Source organism: Pseudomonas sp. OTU750018 (assembly GCF_011636575.1).
GTDB classification, from domain to species: Bacteria; Pseudomonadota; Gammaproteobacteria; order Pseudomonadales; family Pseudomonadaceae; genus Aquipseudomonas; species Aquipseudomonas peli.
In genome coordinates, this window is the sequence record NZ_JAAPAU010000001.1 from 487923 (window position 1) to 504098 (window position 16176).

General features: G+C 59.0%; 14 protein-coding genes. 4 read left to right on the forward strand and 10 right to left on the reverse strand.

Annotated features, from left to right (window positions below; genetic code table 11):
* Positions 1–2 precede the first annotated feature (2 nt).
* Genes HCI85_RS02445 through HCI85_RS02455 form a run of 3 tightly spaced genes read right to left on the reverse strand, consistent with a single transcriptional unit; the run spans position 3 to position 3169 of the window.
* Positions 3–914, reverse strand: a complete 912-nt coding sequence (locus tag HCI85_RS02445) for a hypothetical protein (RefSeq protein WP_167141603.1) — start codon at positions 912–914, stop codon at positions 3–5.
* A 2-nt stretch (positions 915–916) separates the two neighbouring features.
* The gene (locus tag HCI85_RS02450) at positions 917–2860 is read right to left on the reverse strand and encodes a hypothetical protein (protein WP_167141605.1); all 1944 of its coding nucleotides are present in this window, start codon (positions 2858–2860) and stop codon (positions 917–919) included.
* 51 nt (positions 2861–2911) lie between these two features.
* Positions 2912–3169, reverse strand: coding sequence for a Flp family type IVb pilin (locus HCI85_RS02455; protein ID WP_167141607.1), 258 nt, complete (start codon positions 3167–3169; stop codon positions 2912–2914).
* Positions 3170–3424: 255 nt separating this feature from the next.
* Here HCI85_RS02455 and HCI85_RS02460 point away from each other — a divergent pair, with 255 nt between their 5' ends.
* Both HCI85_RS02460 and HCI85_RS02465 read left to right on the forward strand, forming a co-directional pair.
* Positions 3425–4111, forward strand: a complete 687-nt coding sequence (locus HCI85_RS02460) for a response regulator (protein WP_167141609.1) — start codon at positions 3425–3427, stop codon at positions 4109–4111.
* Positions 4104–6035 (forward strand): sensor histidine kinase, encoded by a 1932-nt coding sequence (locus HCI85_RS02465; protein ID WP_167141611.1) that lies wholly within the window; start codon positions 4104–4106, stop codon positions 6033–6035. The genes HCI85_RS02460 and HCI85_RS02465 overlap by 8 nt, the downstream gene beginning before the upstream one ends.
* Positions 6036–6127: 92 nt before the next feature.
* Here HCI85_RS02465 and ccoM read toward each other — a convergent pair whose 3' ends face one another.
* From ccoM to HCI85_RS02480, 4 genes are all read right to left on the reverse strand, one after another.
* Positions 6128–6244: a cytochrome c oxidase subunit CcoM gene (ccoM, locus tag HCI85_RS21150; protein WP_275941110.1), complete on the reverse strand. Its 117-nt coding sequence runs from the start codon at positions 6242–6244 to the stop codon at positions 6128–6130.
* Positions 6245–6400: 156 nt separating this feature from the next.
* Complete coding sequence (locus tag HCI85_RS02470) at positions 6401–6562, reverse strand: hypothetical protein (protein ID WP_090248299.1); 162 nt, start codon at positions 6560–6562, stop codon at positions 6401–6403.
* A complete protein-coding gene (locus HCI85_RS02475; RefSeq protein WP_167141614.1) occupies positions 6559–7161 on the reverse strand; it encodes an alpha-ketoglutarate-dependent dioxygenase AlkB family protein in 603 nt (200 codons plus the stop codon). The genes HCI85_RS02470 and HCI85_RS02475 overlap by 4 nt, the downstream gene beginning before the upstream one ends.
* Positions 7162–7202: 41 nt before the next feature.
* Entirely contained in the window at positions 7203–7502 is a 300-nt protein-coding gene (locus HCI85_RS02480) for an aspartate-semialdehyde dehydrogenase (protein ID WP_090248302.1), read from the reverse strand.
* Positions 7503–7676: 174 nt separating this feature from the next.
* Between HCI85_RS02480 and rapA the strand changes: the two genes are divergently transcribed.
* Entirely contained in the window at positions 7677–10520 is a 2844-nt protein-coding gene (rapA, locus tag HCI85_RS02485) for an RNA polymerase-associated protein RapA (RefSeq protein WP_167141616.1), read from the forward strand.
* A gap of 51 nt (positions 10521–10571) precedes the next feature.
* Here the strand turns inward: rapA and HCI85_RS02490 are convergent, their stop codons facing one another.
* Complete coding sequence (locus HCI85_RS02490; RefSeq protein WP_167141618.1) at positions 10572–11903, reverse strand: spinster family MFS transporter; 1332 nt, start codon at positions 11901–11903, stop codon at positions 10572–10574.
* Positions 11904–12212: 309 nt separating this feature from the next.
* Between HCI85_RS02490 and HCI85_RS02495 the strand changes: the two genes are divergently transcribed.
* On the forward strand, positions 12213–14417 hold the full coding sequence (locus tag HCI85_RS02495; RefSeq protein ID WP_167141620.1) for a hypothetical protein: 2205 nt from the start codon (positions 12213–12215) through the stop codon (positions 14415–14417).
* A gap of 52 nt (positions 14418–14469) precedes the next feature.
* Here the strand turns inward: HCI85_RS02495 and HCI85_RS02500 are convergent, their stop codons facing one another.
* Together HCI85_RS02500 and HCI85_RS02505 are read right to left on the reverse strand one after the other, a co-directional pair.
* Positions 14470–15258: a hydroxypyruvate isomerase family protein gene (locus HCI85_RS02500; RefSeq protein ID WP_167141623.1), complete on the reverse strand. Its 789-nt coding sequence runs from the start codon at positions 15256–15258 to the stop codon at positions 14470–14472.
* Positions 15255–16145, reverse strand: coding sequence for an NAD(P)-dependent oxidoreductase (locus HCI85_RS02505; protein WP_167141625.1), 891 nt, complete (start codon positions 16143–16145; stop codon positions 15255–15257). Before HCI85_RS02505 ends, HCI85_RS02500 begins: the two co-directional genes overlap by 4 nt.
* Positions 16146–16176 lie beyond the last annotated feature (31 nt).

A 16176-nucleotide genomic window follows, 5' to 3' on the forward strand; every position in this document is an offset into this window, starting at 1 on the left:
GCTTATTCGAAGTAGCAGAACCCAGTGCTGCTGGTGCATTTGGCCGGCTTATCGGGGATGGGCTCGATGCCGACATAGTCAAACTCGACATCCTTGAACGAGGGTTCAAAGATGCCGATGGTCGAGATAATGGCTTCGATCAGTGGGTTGCTGAGCATGGTGCCCACGGCGAAGTCGTCGGCACGTTCCTTGAAGTGCGCATCGCCCTGGGCGTTCCAGCCGTCGGCGAGCACCGCAGACTGGGCGCGAATGTTCAGCTGTTTGTCCAGGGCGCCGCCAAACAACGGCTGGCTGCCTAAGCGGCTGCCGGCCATGGCCACGGGAATGACGATGTTAGGGTTGTAGAAGTTCTCGGTCTCGTGGGCGACTTGCAGAAAGTCGTCATCCTTGGCGATTTTCAAAAAGCTCAGCACTTTCATCACGCCGCCCATGGCGTCGTTGTAAATGTCGATAACGTCGTAGCTGTAGGACGGCGTGTCCTCTGCACTCAAGCTGGAGGTGCTCGGCATGCTGCCGCTGGCCGTCATCGGCTTGGCCCCGCCGCCGTGGGTCCAGCGCCATAGCGTGTGGTTGCTGCTGGTGCTGACGTTGCCGTCGATGTCGGCAGCGGTGAAAGGCTGGATCGCCGCCGAGTAGGACATCAGGCGCTTTTCTGCACTTTTCAGTACCGCTTCATTGCCGCGCTGGGCGGTATCACCGTCGTCGGTCTCGCCCGGTGTCTTGTTGATGTCGAACCAAACGGTACGTTCCCAGGCCACATAGCGCGCCACCTGCTGGGCGGTGTAAGCCATGTCGGCCAGCTTGGCCACCACCGGCACCAGCACGAACAACAGCAATACGCCGCCCGCGACCATGACCACGAATTCCGCCATGGCCTGGCCGCGCATGCGGGTTGAAGATGTATGGGTGGCCACGGTCATTTCACCAGCCCGGAGACGGCGCCGCTGGCGGAGGTGGTAACCGTGTCGACGAACTTGTCGAGCACCGGCTTGACCGGGCCACTGATAACCGAGGGCAGCTTGCCGATGACCCGATCCTTGCCTGGCTCGATCAGTTTTTTCAGGCCGATGTCGAGCACTGCGCCGACAATGGCCGAGGTGCTGGCGCCAGGCTGCAGGCCCAGCACGGCCATCAGGTCGATCTGCCCGGCGGCAATCATTTGCACCACGCGGCTCGGCTCGCGCAGGCGAGCATCCCAGAAGGGGCTGAACTGGTTGGGGGTTTCCACCCGGCCGGGCGGCGGGGCGAAATAGGACTCTGCCGAGGCGATGGTCATCATGTTGTCAGGGCCGCCCCACAGCGACGACAGCGCGTTGTCGGTTACGCCCTGGGTGTCGAGGGCAAACTTGCCGGTATCCAGGCCCAGGCTGGCCGGGTTGTCACTGGTGCGCAGGCTGCCCAGTGGTTTGGCCACCGCCACGGTAAATTCGTTACTGGTGCCACGGCCCTGATAGTCGCGACCGAGGCTGAAAAAAGACGGCGCGCCGCCATAGCCGGTGCTGACGTCTTCCGCCTGATTGGCACCGAACACGCCCAGTGCATTGCCATAGATCCAGGTTGCCGAATGCACGGTTTGCATGGCTTCGCCGTAGGGTCGCGGGTTTCCGGCAGGGGTGTTTTGCGTGGGGCTGCCCCACTGCGAACCAATCAAAAACTGATCGCCAGCCTTGGCCACCAGCTGGTGCGTGCCAGCGCTGAGCGGCAAGCCCATTTCAATGGGGAAGTCGGTGTCGAGGATTTCGATGCAGCCTACAAACGGCAGGCAGGCTTCAATTTGCAGGGACACTTGCAGCTTGAAACCGATGGAGCTGAAGTCGACAGACGTCCAGCCGTAATGCGGGATACCTTTGCCGCCCGCGGCAGTGCTCTTCGGGTTATAGACATAGGCGGTGCCGCCATTGTTGAACACGCCCACCTCAACGCCCAAACCCAACCTTATGGTGATAAAGCCGAGGTAAATCGGCAGCTCCGGCGGAGAAAAGCTGACGGTTGCATCGAAGGTGCGCGCATCCAGCCAGTCGTTACGATTGCTGTTCATAATCGCCGCGTACTGGCGGCCTGCCGTGCGTGCGGCGCTGTTGTCGGCATTCTGGGCGTTGCTGTTGTCGTACTTTTCCGGCGCGGTGTTGACCAGCATGGTCGAGGGCGCAAGGCTGCCAAGAAAGTCGGCGACAAAGTCATCGGCTGAGGTCGCACTGCCGCCGGCAGCCGTGCTGGCACTTTTTGCCTGGCTGGCCAAGCTGCTCAGATTCAGGTCGCTGGCGAAGTACGTCAGGATAAAGTTCTGCGCCAATAACAGATGGCTGAGGGTGACGACTTTCAGGTCGTCGTTGGTACCCGGCATCTCGTGGCGATCGACAATTGTTAACGGTGCCGTGAACTGCGCCTCCAGGGTGGCAACCGCAAAGATCTTTTGGAAGAAGCCCATCACCAGGTTGAAGCTGGAGATCACGTCGGGGTAAATACCGAGCAGCGGCTTGGCCACGGTACCGGTGACCGTACCGAGTACCTGATAGGGCAGCGTGATGGTGGACAGCACATCACCGACGGTCGGCTTGGGCGCTGGTGCGATAGGGATCTGGTAGAGCGGAAAGGTGTTCACCCAACGCGGGATGTTGGCGTAGCGCTTGGACCAGGACATCAACGCCACCACCTGACCAACCGACATCTCATTGGCGACGATGGCGCGGTTGGTGTAGGCGATCAGGTTCTGGTGGCGGGCAAACAGCTTGGCTTGCGAATAGGCGGCTGCATCGGCGGCGTTCTCGACCTGCACGCGGTCGCGGGTCAGTACGCCGCGGTTGTACATCAGGATCAGGCCGATCAGCGCGATGCCGATGAAGAACAGGCCAAAGACCATGGCCTGTCCCGACTGCCGGTGCCTGCTCACAACCGGGAGTTCTGGCGCTTATTACTTGGGTTCGTCTTGCTTGAAGCTGCTCAGGTTGTGCTTGGCGCCGGCGGCTGTCTGCGCTTCACCACCCGTTGTGGCGGCCGCTTGCGTGGCTTCGCCACCGCCCAACTCCGCCGCCATGTCACCGACCTGCTCGCGCACGGTGCTGCCGAACAGGTTGTAAACCACGATGGCCGAGATCGCGATCAGGGCCACGATGATGATGTACTCGGTCATGCCTTGGCCCAACTGGCGGGCGCGCAACTTAATGGACATGGTGCTTCCTCTGGTCTGGGCCGAGTGTGTTTTGGTGGAGGGTTGCTGGCGTAACCACTCACTGACCTGGGCGGTGATGACCGGCGCCCTGCCATAGGCACCGTTCTCGTATACCGATGCTAAGCGAGAGCAACCCGCACCGTATGTCCCCACTTATAGCTACAGATAAAGCTGCCGCCTTGAGCCGTAAAGGCAATACCGCCTGTAGAGCTGCGCTACTATCGCAGCAATGAACTCGTCTCATTCAGGATCAAGATGCGCAGCGAAAATGACAGCATGCCGATTCGAGTGATCCTGGTTGAGGACGATGTAACCTTTCAGCAAGCACTGCGGCAAACCTTCACCACAGCAACCGATATGCAATTGGTGGCCGTGTTGAGCACGCGCATTGAAGGCTTAAACATCCTCGACCATGCGCCGGCGGATGTTCTGTTGGTTGATCTAGGCCTGCCGGACGGCTCGGGCATTGATGTTATCCGTGCCGCCCATGCCAAATGGCCCGAGTGCAACATCATGGTCAGCACCGCCTTTGGCGATGAGATGCATGTGATGCAGTCGCTTGAGGCCGGCGCAACGGGCTATCTGCTTAAAGACAGCACCACCGCCAGCATTGCCGCGGAAATCCGCAGCCTGCACCAAGGCGGCAGCCCGATCAGCCCGCTGATCGCCCGGCAGATCCTCATGCGCTTTCGCCAACCAGACACGACACAGCCCCTGGCACCCACCGCAGCCAACGCTGCCCGCGCGCGCTTGTCCGCCCGAGAACAGCAGGTGCTGGAGTACATCACCAAAGGCTTTAATTCGGATGAGATTGCCGGGCTGATGGGCGTATCACGCCATACGGTGCTGACCTTTGTACGGCGAATTTATAAGAAGCTTGAAGTGAGCTCGAAAACAGAAGCCATCTATGAAGCGCGCAGCCAAGGGTTGCTAGGTGCTTAAGCAATGGCCAGGGATCGTATTGCTGACAACTGCACTGCTAACGCTCTGTATTCCGGCAGTGGCTGCAACAGAATCCTTACACATTACCAGCGCGCAACTATTAAACATCCCCAGTCAGGGTTTTAGCGCCCCCCCCCAACGGGTTGATGAGAAACTGCTGCCTGACAATTGGACCACGGTTACATTGCCGCACGCCCTGACCCGGCAATTGCTGCCCACTTCAGCCGAGCATGAAAACGCTAAAACACCGACGATAGAAACCTGGTATCGCCTGCAACTGCCCGCCTCAGCATCAGAATCACAACAACAACTTTACATTCCACGTTGGAAAACCGACGGCAACTTGGCCATCTACGCAGACGGCCAGCTTATTTATATGTCGCATAGCGGTGTGTACTGGAATGGCTGGAATATCCCCCTTAGTATTTCTTTAAACGCAACAGCCAACACCCCACGTCCACGCGTTATTCTCTTGCGCATCCAACGCCCAAGCGATTCGGGCGGTGGTATTTCATCGATATGGGTTCAAGAAAGCAGCAGCCTGAACTGGCGCTACCGAATTCGCTATTTGCTACAGGTTCAGCTGCCGTATACCAGCAGCGTGGTATTCTTAGCCGTCGGCTTATTCTCATTTTTTGTCTGGTGCAAATCGCGCCAGGAATACTCGAACTTGCTGTTTTTCTTTATTTCAACAGCCTCATTTATTCGCACCCTGCACTATTACGTGGGTGAAACTGAACTGCCCATACCGGAGCCCTGGTTCAGCTGGCTAACAATCAACGCGCTGTTCTGGATGGTACTGGTTACTCACTTCTTCCTACGCAGCCTACACCATCGCCCAACCGGATGGCTGAGTACGCTTGTAACCCTGGTTACGCTTTTGGCCGGCGCGCTTACGCTGCCGCTGCTGTCCGGGCTACTGAATGCCTATGCCCTGTCACCACTGATCTACTGCGCGCTAATTATTACAGGCTCTTTAGTGGCCGGCGTTGGCGCCTATCAGTCATGGCAGGCACGCTGCAATGATGGTTTGCTGTTAAGCGGCTGGGCAATAGCCGGCATGTTGCTGGGCTGCCATGACTGGCTACTGCAAAATAACTATTTAAGCATCGAATCTATTTACTTGGGGCCTTACAGCAATATTGGCGCCTTCCTGATTGTAATGCATATTATTTTTCGACGTTTTCTCAAGGCCAATGACACCGTCAAAATTACCAATGCCAGTTTGGCCTCTCGCCTACAAGAGCGCGAAGATGAGTTAAAGAAAAGCCATCAACGCCTACGCGTAATAGAACATCGCCAGACACTCAGCAAAGAACGCCAACGTCTCATGCAAGATATGCACGACGGCATGGGCTCATCACTGATCATTGCATTGCTTGAGGCTGAAAAAGGTCATCTTGATGCATCTTCACTGACCGACGTCCTGAAAAACTGCATTGAAGACCTGAAACTGACTATTGACTCGATGGAACCCGTAGAGGCCGACTTATTACTGTTGATGGCCACATTAAGATTCCGCTTAACACCGCGACTGGAAAGTGCCGGGATTCGCTTGCGCTGGGATATTAAAAATGTTCCCGCACTTGACTGGCTTGACCCGCGCAATGCGCTGCATATCTTGCGCATTCTTCAAGAGACATTCTCCAACATTATCAAACACACCAATGCCACGGAAATTCGCATCACCACATCTTCTGATTCGACTCATGTCAGAGTCATCATCATAGATAACGGCCAGGGTTTTAGCGCAGAACAGTCCGCGCTAATTAACGGTAAAGGGCTTAAGAATCAACAGCGTCGCGCTGCTTCAATAGGCGCTGAAGTTCTCTGGCACTCCACCACGACTGGCGTAACTGTCACATTAACGCTGCCTATCGTCGCTACTGAGCGAAATAGCCATACAAGCGAATGCCTGCAATAAAATATAAGCCCTGTTAACTGGCGTTGAGAAACAGCCATAAAAAAGGGCGACCGAAGTCGCCCAAATTGCCTTGCGTGCCCCTGACAGCAGAATCAGCCCTGCTTGCGCTTGTGCGAATCCTGCCAGATGAAATAACCGACACCGGCGAAGAAGGCGACCATCAGACCGACGGTGCCGATACCGGCGAGAACTACGACATCGATAAACATGGTTGCCTCCTGCTATGAAGCCTGTGTGGGTATGGCTTCAAATTAACAGGGGCTGCTGGGGCGCTATTGATCCAGATCAACAAGCGGCGAGCACTGACAGGATGAGGCTGTACTTAGCTGATCCAGATCAACAAATCAGCCTGTGAAGGAGCCGCCTCAAGGCTTTTTCGGTTTGCCCTTGGGCTTTTTCTTGCCTTTGGGCAGCGGCAGGGCCTGTTCGAAGGCATCGCGCATTTCATTGAGTTTCTTGTCGCGCAGGTCATGGATGCGCTTGTCGCGCTCAGCGGCGAAATCAATCAGCTTGTCGTCTTTGCTCATGGTCTCGGCTTGATCAAACGAAAGGTCAGGTTAAGACGTGGCGCGCAGGCGCTGCGCGTCTTCGCCACTTGATGCTGCCAATGATGCTGGGTTGGCCCGCGCATGACCAGCAGCGAACCATGCTGCAGCGGCAATGAGTGCTCAATGCAGCTCTGCCCTTTACGGCGCAGATCAAAGCGCCGGGTGCCACCCAGATTCAGCGAGGCGATTAGCGGGTTGGCACCCAACTCGGCCTCATCATCACTGTGCCAGCCCATGGAGTCCTGCCCATCACGGTAATAATTGAGCAACACGCCATTCAGTGGTTGCCCCACTGCCCGCTCCACCTGCGCACGAATCTGCGCCAGCAGCGGCGTCCAGGGCAACGGCTGATGGGTCAACCCGGAATAGCGATAACTGGCCTCGTCGTCACCGTACCAAGCCACCAATCGCGGCACCAGCAGTTGCCGCCCATATATCTGCACCTGCGGCTGCTGCCAGGGCGTCTGCGCACTCAACTCGGCCAGCCAATGATCGGCGGTGGCTGCATCAAGCCAGCTCGCGTGCAACTGCAAGTCAGCATCAGGCAACTGCAACGGGCTGTCGGCAAATAGATCCACGGAACAAAACTCGAACAGGCGGAACACCTAGTGTGCCCAGCTCAGACTTCCACATCCACCCACAAACCCTGACGTGGCAGTTCACTGACCACCGCTTCATCCGCCTCGGCCACTTCACCTTCGGCCAGTTCTTCCGGGGTGTAGCCATGACGGCGCTGGCGACGGCGCTGCTCTTCGCGCAACAGCATTTCCGCTTCCTGCGGATGGCGTTTATCCAGGCTCACGCCACTTTCCTTGGAGCTTTCAGCAGAGGCTGTAACCGGCGGGATTTCCGGGCGCGGCTTGACCACATCCTGCTGGACGGTAACCGGAACCAGACTGTGGGGGATCGGCGGCAGCATCTATTTAGCCCTCCTTTGGTCAGACTGTCGGCCAGCCAAGCCGCGACTTGAGCCTTGCCTCGCTACACTTTTGATCAACCTAATCACACAAAGTGCCCGATGCGTAGCAATGCGCCTTTGGCCATGGCCCGACGCTGCGTTAACATAGTCGGCTTTTTCACGCGGGAGACAAGCATGGCGCAGTATGAACCGGGGCAACGCTGGATCAGTGACAGCGAAGCGGAGCTGGGGCTGGGAACCGTTCTGATGCAGGACGGCCGCATGCTTACCGTGCTCTACCCGGCCACTGGCGAAACCCGCCAGTACGCCCTGCGCAATGCGCCGTTGACCCGCGTACGCTTTTCGCCGGGCGATGAAATCACCCACTTCGAAGGCTGGAAACTGACCGTACAGGAAGTCGACGACATCGATGGCCTGCTGGTCTATCACGGCCTCAACGCGCAGCATGAAAGCGTTACCCTGCCGGAAACCCAGTTGTCGAACTTTATCCAGTTCCGCCTGGCCAGTGATCGTCTGTTTGCCGGGCAAATCGACCCGCTGCCCTGGTTCGCCCTGCGCTACCACACCCTCGATTACACCAGCCGCCAATTGCAATCCAGCCTCTGGGGCCTGGGCGGCGTGCGCGCGCAACCGATTGCGCACCAGCTGCACATCGCCCGCGAAGTCGCCGACCGCATCGCCCCGCGCGTATTGCTGGCCGACGAAGTGGGCCTGGGCAAGACCATCGAAGCCGGCCTGGTGATTCACCGTCAGCTGCTCTCCGGGCGCGCCAGCCGGGTGCTGATCCTGGTACCGGAAAACCTCCAGCACCAGTGGCTGGTGGAAATGCGCCGACGCTTCAACCTGGATGTTGCCCTATTCGATGAAGAGCGCTTTATCGAAAGCGATGCCAGTAACCCGTTTGAAGACTGCCAGCTGGCCTTGGTCGCGCTGGAATGGCTGTGCGAGGACGAAAAGGCCCAGGACGCGCTGTTTGCCGCCGGCTGGGACCTTATGGTGGTCGATGAAGCGCACCACCTGGTTTGGCATCCGGAACACGCTAGCCCCGAGTACGCCCTGGTCGAACAGCTGGCTCAAGTCATCCCGGGCGTGCTGCTGCTCACCGCGACCCCGGAACAGCTCGGTCAGGACAGCCACTTTGCCCGCCTGCGCCTGCTCGACCCGAACCGCTTCCATGATCTGGCCGCCTTCCGCGCCGAGAGTGAGCACTACAAGCCGATTGCCGAAGCCGTGCAGGAACTGCTCGACCAGGGGCGCTTGTCGGATGCCGCGCACAAGACCATTCACGATTTCCTCGGCGCCGGCGGCGAAGAGCTGCTGGCCGCCGTCAATGCCGGGGACAGCGAAGCCTCGGCGCGCCTGGTGCGCGAGTTGCTGGATCGCCATGGCACCGGTCGCCTGCTGTTCCGTAACACCCGCGCCGCCGTGCAGGGTTTTCCGGACCGTGAAGTGCACCCCTACCCGCTGGCCAGCCCTGACGAGTACATGGAGCTGCCGATTGGCGAGCACGCTGACCTGTACCCGGAAGTCAGCTACCAGGCACAGCCGGATGTCGATGAAGAGCAGCGTTGGTGGAAATTCGACCCGCGCGTCGAGTGGCTGATCGACACCCTTAAGATGCTCAAAAAATTCAAGGTGCTGGTGATCTGTGCCCATGCCGAGACCGCCATGGACCTGGAAGACGCCCTGCGCGTGCGCAAAGGCATCCCGGCGACGGTGTTCCATGAAGGCATGAGCATCCTGGAGCGCGACCGCGCAGCGGCCTATTTTGCCGACGAAGAGTTCGGTGCCCAGGTGCTGATCTGCTCGGAAATCGGCTCGGAAGGTCGTAACTTCCAGTTTGCCCACCACCTGGTGCTGTTCGACCTGCCGGCTCACCCGGACTTGCTTGAGCAGCGCATCGGCCGCCTCGACCGGATCGGTCAGAAGCACCGTATCCAGCTGCATGTGCCTTACCTGGAAAACAGCCCGCAAGAACGCCTATTCCAGTGGTATCACCAGGCACTGAACGCCTTCCTCGCCACCTGCCCGACCGGTAACGCCCTGCAGCACCAGTTCGGCAGCCGTTTGCTGCCGTTGCTGGAAAGCGGCGATGACGGTGAATGGCAGGCCCTGGTCGATGAAGCCAAGACGGAGCGCATTCGCCTGGAAGGTGAGCTTCACGCCGGTCGCGACCGCCTGCTGGAGCTCAACTCCGGCGGTGCTGGCGAAGGTGAGGCATTGGTTGAAGCGATTCTCGAGCAGGACGACCAGTTCGCCCTGCCGATCTATATGGAGCAGTTGTTCGACGCCTTCGGCATCGACAGTGAAGACCATTCCGAAAACGCGCTGATCCTGCGTCCCAGCGAGAAAATGCTGGATGCCAGCTTCCCCCTCGGCGACGACGAAGGCGTGACCATCACCTACGACCGCGACCTGGCCCTGGCCCGTGAGGACATGCAGTTCCTCACCTGGGAACACCCGATGGTGCAAGGCGGCATGGACCTGGTGCGCTCCGGCTCGATGGGCAACACCGGTGTGGCGCTGATCAAGAACAAGGCACTGAAACCCGGCACCGTGCTGCTGGAACTGCTCTATGTCAGCGAAGTGGTAGCGCCTCGCACCCTGCAACTGGGCCGCTACCTGCCGCCGATCGCCCTGCGCTGCCTGCTCGATGCCAACGGCAATGACCTGGCCAGCAAGGTATCCTTCGAGAAGCTCAACGAGCAGCTGGAGCCTGTGCCGCGCGCCAGCGCCAACAAGTTTGTTCAGGCCCAGCGCGACAGCCTCAACCCGCTGATCAACGCCGGCGAAAGCAAGGTGGCGCCACGCCATAGCGAGCGCGTCGACGAAGCCAAGCGCCGCCTGGCCGCTGAAACCGATGAAGAGCTGGCTCGCCTGATCGCCCTGCAAGCGGTCAACCCGAGCGTACGTGACAGCGAACTCAACGCCCTGCGCCAGCTGCGCGAGCAAGGCCTGGCCATGCTCGACAAGGCGGCGTTGCGCCTGGAAGCCATACGCGTCTTGGTTGCCGGTTAATTTCGCCGAGAAAACAAAAGGCCCGCAGATGCGGGCCTTTTGTTTTTTGGGTCAGGCAGGCACCGCCTCAGTCATACCCTGCTGCATCTTGGCCGCATCGGCGACGAAACAGCGCGAGGCTTGCAACAGCGCCACCATGGTCAGCATCAAGGCCACGGGAATCAGATACATGGCGTTATGCAGGCCTACCGCCTTGAAGGTTTCGTTCATTTCACTGGCCCCAGCGGCGAGCATAGCTGCATGGGAGTAGTGATCCGACAGCATGCCCACGGCCAATGGGCCAAGGCCGCCACCAAGCAAATACAGGCCGGCGAAGAACAGCGCCATGGCAGTGGCACGCAGACGGGGCTCGATCACATCCTGAATCGCGGTGTAAACACAGGTGTAGAAGTTGTAGGCAAACAGCCAGCCAATGCTGAACAGCGCCACGAACACAGCGATCTCAATTTGCCCGGCCAGCAGGGCGTAGCCCGTGGCGACAGAGGCAATCAACATGCTCAGTGCGGCAAACAGCAGCCGCCCGGTCTGCCAGCGCTGGTGAATCTTGTCTGCCAGCCAGCCGCCCAGGGTCAGACCGACCAAGCCGGTTAACCCAACGATTACCCCGGTGGCCATCGCGGCCTGCTCCAGCGGCATCAGGAAGTAGCGTTGTAGCATCGGCACCATGAACGAGTTGCAGGCATAGGTGGCGAAGTTGAAGGCCAGGCCAGCCATCACCAGCCACCAGAAGGTGCGGATCGCCATGACCTTGCGCAGGGGTTTTTCCACCGGCGTGGTGCGCGATTGCACCAGTTCGGCCGCGCCGCGCTTGGGTTCTCTAATAAAGAACATAAACAGCGCGAGGATCAGTCCCGGCACAGCGGCGATAAAGAAGGGGGCGCGCCAGCTGTCGAACGCTTTGACCATCGCACCAATGGTGAAAAACGCCAGCAACAGGCCAATGGGCAGGCCGAGCATAAAGATGCCCATGGCCCGCGCACGTTTGTGCGCTGGGAACAGATCGCCGATCAGCGAGTTGGCCGCCGGTGCATAACTGGCCTCACCAATGCCGACGCCCATGCGAATCAGCAGGAAGCTCCAGAAGTTCCAGGCCAGACCGTTGACCGCCGTCAGGCCACTCCAGACCGCCAAGCCCCACCCCATGATCTTGCGCCGCGCACCGGTATCGGCCATGCGCCCAAGCGGGATGCCGGCAATCGCATAGACGATGGTAAAGGCGGTACCGATCAAGCCTAGCTGCAAGTCACTGAGATTCCACTCCATGCGGATGGGCTCAATAATGATCGCCGGAATGGTGCGGTCGAAGAAGTTGAACAGGTTGGCGAGAAAAAGCAGGAACAGAATGCGCCAGGCATTCGTCGCTTGAAGGGACTGCTGCTGCATGGAATCCATCTCTATTGTTGTTATTGAAGCAAGTCGGTGACGCTTGGCCAACCGCTGTATCCAGCACGTGAAGGCGCAATCTAGAGCCTTGCGACTATGCTGTCTGTGACTATTTGTGGTGTGTATGCCGGGTAATGGGCGCCCGAGCAAGCACCCAGGTCACAAAGCGCATCGGAAAAACTCCGAATATGCCTAAGTAAAACCATGTGAAACCGCGAGATTTTCCATTTTTCATGCTACAAACAAGCCTGTTGAGCGAAATGTGGCCATTTGCCGCTCCACCCTCGTTAGCCGCCGGACTGTCTCCAAATGAAAACAAAAAAAGACGCTGTGACCCCACCTGCGACCGAAGCCACACTGGCAGGCTTGGCTGATACGCTGCTGGCCCCGCTTGAACCGTTGCCGCCCCCCGCACCGCTGGTACCGGTGCGCATCGACAGCAGCGGTGAGCAATACATGTATTTCACCGAGCGCGACATTGATCGCATCCTCGACAACCTCGACGGCCTGCGCAGCCTGGTCTTTCCTCCAGCGCCACATGACGAAGAGAACGACCGACGGGTACAGCATTTCCCATCGGTGTGCCTGATTGGCCTTGGCCGCTGCGGCTCGAACATCGCCCTAGATGTCGCCTCATTGGTCTACAACGCTCGGCAGTTCTACCTGAGCGAATTCAAAAGCGAAGAAAAAACCGTTGCCGAACAGGACTTCCGCCCGACCCGCTGGATTCGCAGCAACCTGCTGCGGGCACCGAGCAAGGACAGCAAGCCAGTATTTCTGATCGAGCCACTGGTCATGCTCGGCGATCTGGACAAGGACATCGAGGGGCGCATCCGCTTCTCGCGCAAGGGCGAAACCAGCGGTTTCCTCAGCGACTACAGCAAGATGAAGATCATGGACCTCTCTGAGGTGCATGCCGGCGGCGCCGGTAACGCGCCGATCCTCGGGCAGTACCTGGCCAAGATCATCCTCAACAAAGATACCCAGCGCTTTACCAATGAAGACTGGAAGTTTATTCACAGCTACCTGATCGACTCTTGCGGCATCAAGGCCAACCAGTCGCGCCTGTACTTCTACATTTTCAGCGCCGGCGGCGGCACCGGTTCGGGCATGGCCTCAGAGTTTGGCCTGGCCCAGCAATTCGCCTACATGAGCAAGACCTTCGACACCAAGAGCTTCGACGAAACCCCGGAAAACCGCGACCACAGCTTTGTCTTCGAGCCGATCTTCACCAGCGGCATCTGCATCCTGCCGAACATCTCCGACCAACGCAGCGAGATGTCCGAAGCCCTGCACATTAACGCCGGTCGCCTGCTGTGCAAGTACCTCGCCGAGGAGTGGGACTTCTCCTACAACTTCGACAATGAAGAGAACAGCGAAGAAAGCGTGATGCGCCGCATCCGCCCCTGGAACGCGATGATGCTGATCTCCAACGACATCATGCGCTACGCCGAGGAAAGTGATGACGGCAATATCCAGAACATCGACGTCAACGCCATGGAGCGTCACGCCAACCAGTACATCTCGCAGCAAATCTTCAACATCCTCACCGCCCAGGCGGTGACCACCGACTACGACCAGAACTACTTCCGCCGCGCGGGCATCGACATCGGCGAAACCATTCGTCTGGATGCCAACGACCTGTTTATGAGCTTGGCCGGCCCTGTGGCGGTGGCGTATGCCGAATCAGTGGTGCCTGAACAAAGCACCGCCGCACTGGACAAATTCCGCGTACTGGACAAAGAACCGTCACGCCTGAATATCGACGACCTGTTCTTCCGCTCCATCGACCTGCCGCACTTCAACAAGGTCACCCAGGCCATTGAGGGCATCAGCCTGCTGCCGATCGAGTCCAAGCGGTATCGCGAAGCGCTGGATGAGTACAAGAAGTCCGATTACAACGCCGCCAAACTCAGCGACCTGCATTTCTTCAAGAACTGCTCCTCCGTGGTGTCGATCGTTTCACTGCCGAAAGACTACAAGCTGTCCTACATGGACCTGAACCGGCTGAAGACCCACCTCAATAGCTTGTTCCCTAACACCACATTGAAGCGCTATGCATTGGTCATCGGCGCGTCGGCCAACCTGTCGCTGACCACCTTGATCGCCAAGAGTCCTTGCCTGTCGGACGACTTCCTGACGCTGATCGTGGCCTTTATCAAGCGCTGCTTCGCCCGCGACCCGCATCGTTTCGATGAAAGCCTGGACAACGCCATTCTCGATTTCATCATGAGCGAGGAGTTCGACGAAGTGCGGGTCGACGCCATGCTTAACGAGTACGAGAACCCGGCGAAAATCCTCGACACCAACTGGTACGCGATCAAGCCGATGTATGAGAAGAAGTACCGCGAGCTGATCCACGACCAGGACAAGTTTGTCTCGATCAACGATATCCGCCTGTCCCGTGAAAGCGTGAAAAAGGCGATCAAGTACCTGCGCGAGATCTACCGTCACCGCATCGGCAAGACTCGGGTTATCTCGCTCAACAAGTACCAAGAAGGTCCGCAAGAGTAAGGCCGAAGCGCCTGTTTTTCGCTGCCGTCGCTGCGAAAAACAGGCGCATCATTCAGGCAAGCATTGCTCGCCATTCACTCAGCCAGCCCAGACTGGCCTGGGTGCCCGCCTCTCCCGGTCGATACTCAGCTGCCAGCCAGCCCTGATAACCACTGCCACGCAAAGCCGTCAGCAGCGGCGCGAACTGCAACTCGCCTGTGCCAGGCGCGCCACGACCGGGGTAATCGGCAAACTGCACATGGCCGATACGCCCTGCCAACAACGCGATGCCAGCCTTTATATCCAGGCCCTGCCGCGCCATATGGTAAAGGTCATACTGCGCCGCCAGGTTGGGATGGCCCACAGCCTTGAGCAACTCATCCAGTTGCGCCGGGGTGTTGATCAGAAAGCCGGGCATATCCAGCGGGTTGATCGCTTCTACCACCACGCCAATGCCCAATAGCTGAAAAGCTTCGGCGGTCTTGCGCAGGTTGGCGATCAAACAGGCCAACGCCTGCTCAGGCTCAACGCCCTCAGCCAGGCGACCCGGCAATACATTGACCAACGCCGGACGCACCATCGCGGCGTAGCTCAAGGCCTGCTGCAACGCGGCATCAAATTCGGCCTGTCGCGAAGGCACAGCGGTCAAGCCGGGGCCGCCGCTCATCAGGTCACCGGCGGGCAGGTTGATCAGCCGCAGCGGCATGCCCGCAGCCTCCAACGCCTCTTTCAGGCGAATAGCCGGTAACTCATAGGGAAACTGGATTTCCACGCCATCAAAGCCTGCTGCAGAGGCAGCCACCACTCGTTCGATAAGCGGCAGCTCAGTAAACAGCAGCGACAGGTTGGCCGCGATCTTCATGACTGTGGCCCTCGGTACAGCTGCACCAGCGTCGCCGGGTCACGCTCCAGATTGCCCTGGCTGCCGTGTTGGCGCATCAGCTGCGCGGCCAGACCGCTGAGCGGTGTAGCCGAGCCGACCTGCTGCGACAGTTTGACCGCCGTGTCGAGATCCTTGAGCAAAGTGCGCACATGCCATTTAACCGGCTCGAACTGACTCTCGGCCATCTGCGGCGCGAGAATCTGCAGCGGTTTGGAATCGGCAAAACCGCCGGCCAGCGCCGGTGCAATCAAGCTGGCATCAACCCCTGCCTGCTCGGCCAGGGCCACTACTTCGGCGATCACCAACGCGTTACAGGCGACGATCATCTGGTTGCACACCTTGGTTACCTGGCCCGCACCGACATCGCCCATGCGCGTCAGGCGTTGCCCCAGGTGCGCGAGAATCGGCCTAACGCGTTCAATGTCCTCAACCCGCCCTCCGGCCATGATTGCCAGCGTGCCATTGGCCGCACCCGGCGTACCGCCAGACACGGGCGCATCGACCCAGTGCATGCCGCAACGGGCGTGCAACTCAGCTGCCATCTCACGGGTGGCGGCCGGTTCCAGACTAGAGAAGTCCACCAACACCTGTCCGGGCTTGGCCATTTCCGCAAGGCCGCCAGGGCCAAACACCACCTCGCGCACCACCTCAGTATCAGCCAGGCAAAGCATGACGATATCGGCCCGAGCACAGAGTTGCGCCGGACTGGTCATCACCTGTGCCCCAAACGCTTGCAGTGGCGCGCACTTATCAGGGGAACGGTTCCACACGCTCAGCGGATAACCAGCGGCCAACAAGCGCTGGGTCATAGGCAGGCCCATCAGGCCAATACCAGCAAATGCCAAAGCAGGAAGGGAGGTGGACATAGGCAGACTCCGACTCATTGATGGTCGCCAT

Bases quoted from the DNA above. Each gene is read 5' to 3' on its own strand.
- HCI85_RS02450 (WP_167141605.1), bottom strand. From the start codon at position 2,860: ATGGTCTTTGGCCTGTTCTTCATCGGCATCGCGCTGATCGGCCTGATC.
- HCI85_RS02455 (WP_167141607.1), bottom strand. From the start codon at position 3,169: ATGTCCATTAAGTTGCGCGCCCGCCAGTTGGGCCAAGGCATGACCGAG.
- HCI85_RS02460 (WP_167141609.1), top strand. From the start codon at position 3,425: ATGCGCAGCGAAAATGACAGCATGCCGATTCGAGTGATCCTGGTTGAG.
- ccoM (WP_275941110.1), bottom strand. From the start codon at position 6,244: ATGTTTATCGATGTCGTAGTTCTCGCCGGTATCGGCACCGTCGGTCTG.
- HCI85_RS02470 (WP_090248299.1), bottom strand. From the start codon at position 6,562: ATGAGCAAAGACGACAAGCTGATTGATTTCGCCGCTGAGCGCGACAAG.
- HCI85_RS02480 (WP_090248302.1), bottom strand. From the start codon at position 7,502: ATGCTGCCGCCGATCCCCCACAGTCTGGTTCCGGTTACCGTCCAGCAG.
- rapA (WP_167141616.1), top strand. From the start codon at position 7,677: ATGGCGCAGTATGAACCGGGGCAACGCTGGATCAGTGACAGCGAAGCG.
- HCI85_RS02490 (WP_167141618.1), bottom strand. From the start codon at position 11,903: ATGCAGCAGCAGTCCCTTCAAGCGACGAATGCCTGGCGCATTCTGTTC.
- HCI85_RS02495 (WP_167141620.1), top strand. From the start codon at position 12,213: ATGAAAACAAAAAAAGACGCTGTGACCCCACCTGCGACCGAAGCCACA.
- HCI85_RS02500 (WP_167141623.1), bottom strand. From the start codon at position 15,258: ATGAAGATCGCGGCCAACCTGTCGCTGCTGTTTACTGAGCTGCCGCTT.
- HCI85_RS02505 (WP_167141625.1), bottom strand. From the start codon at position 16,145: ATGTCCACCTCCCTTCCTGCTTTGGCATTTGCTGGTATTGGCCTGATG.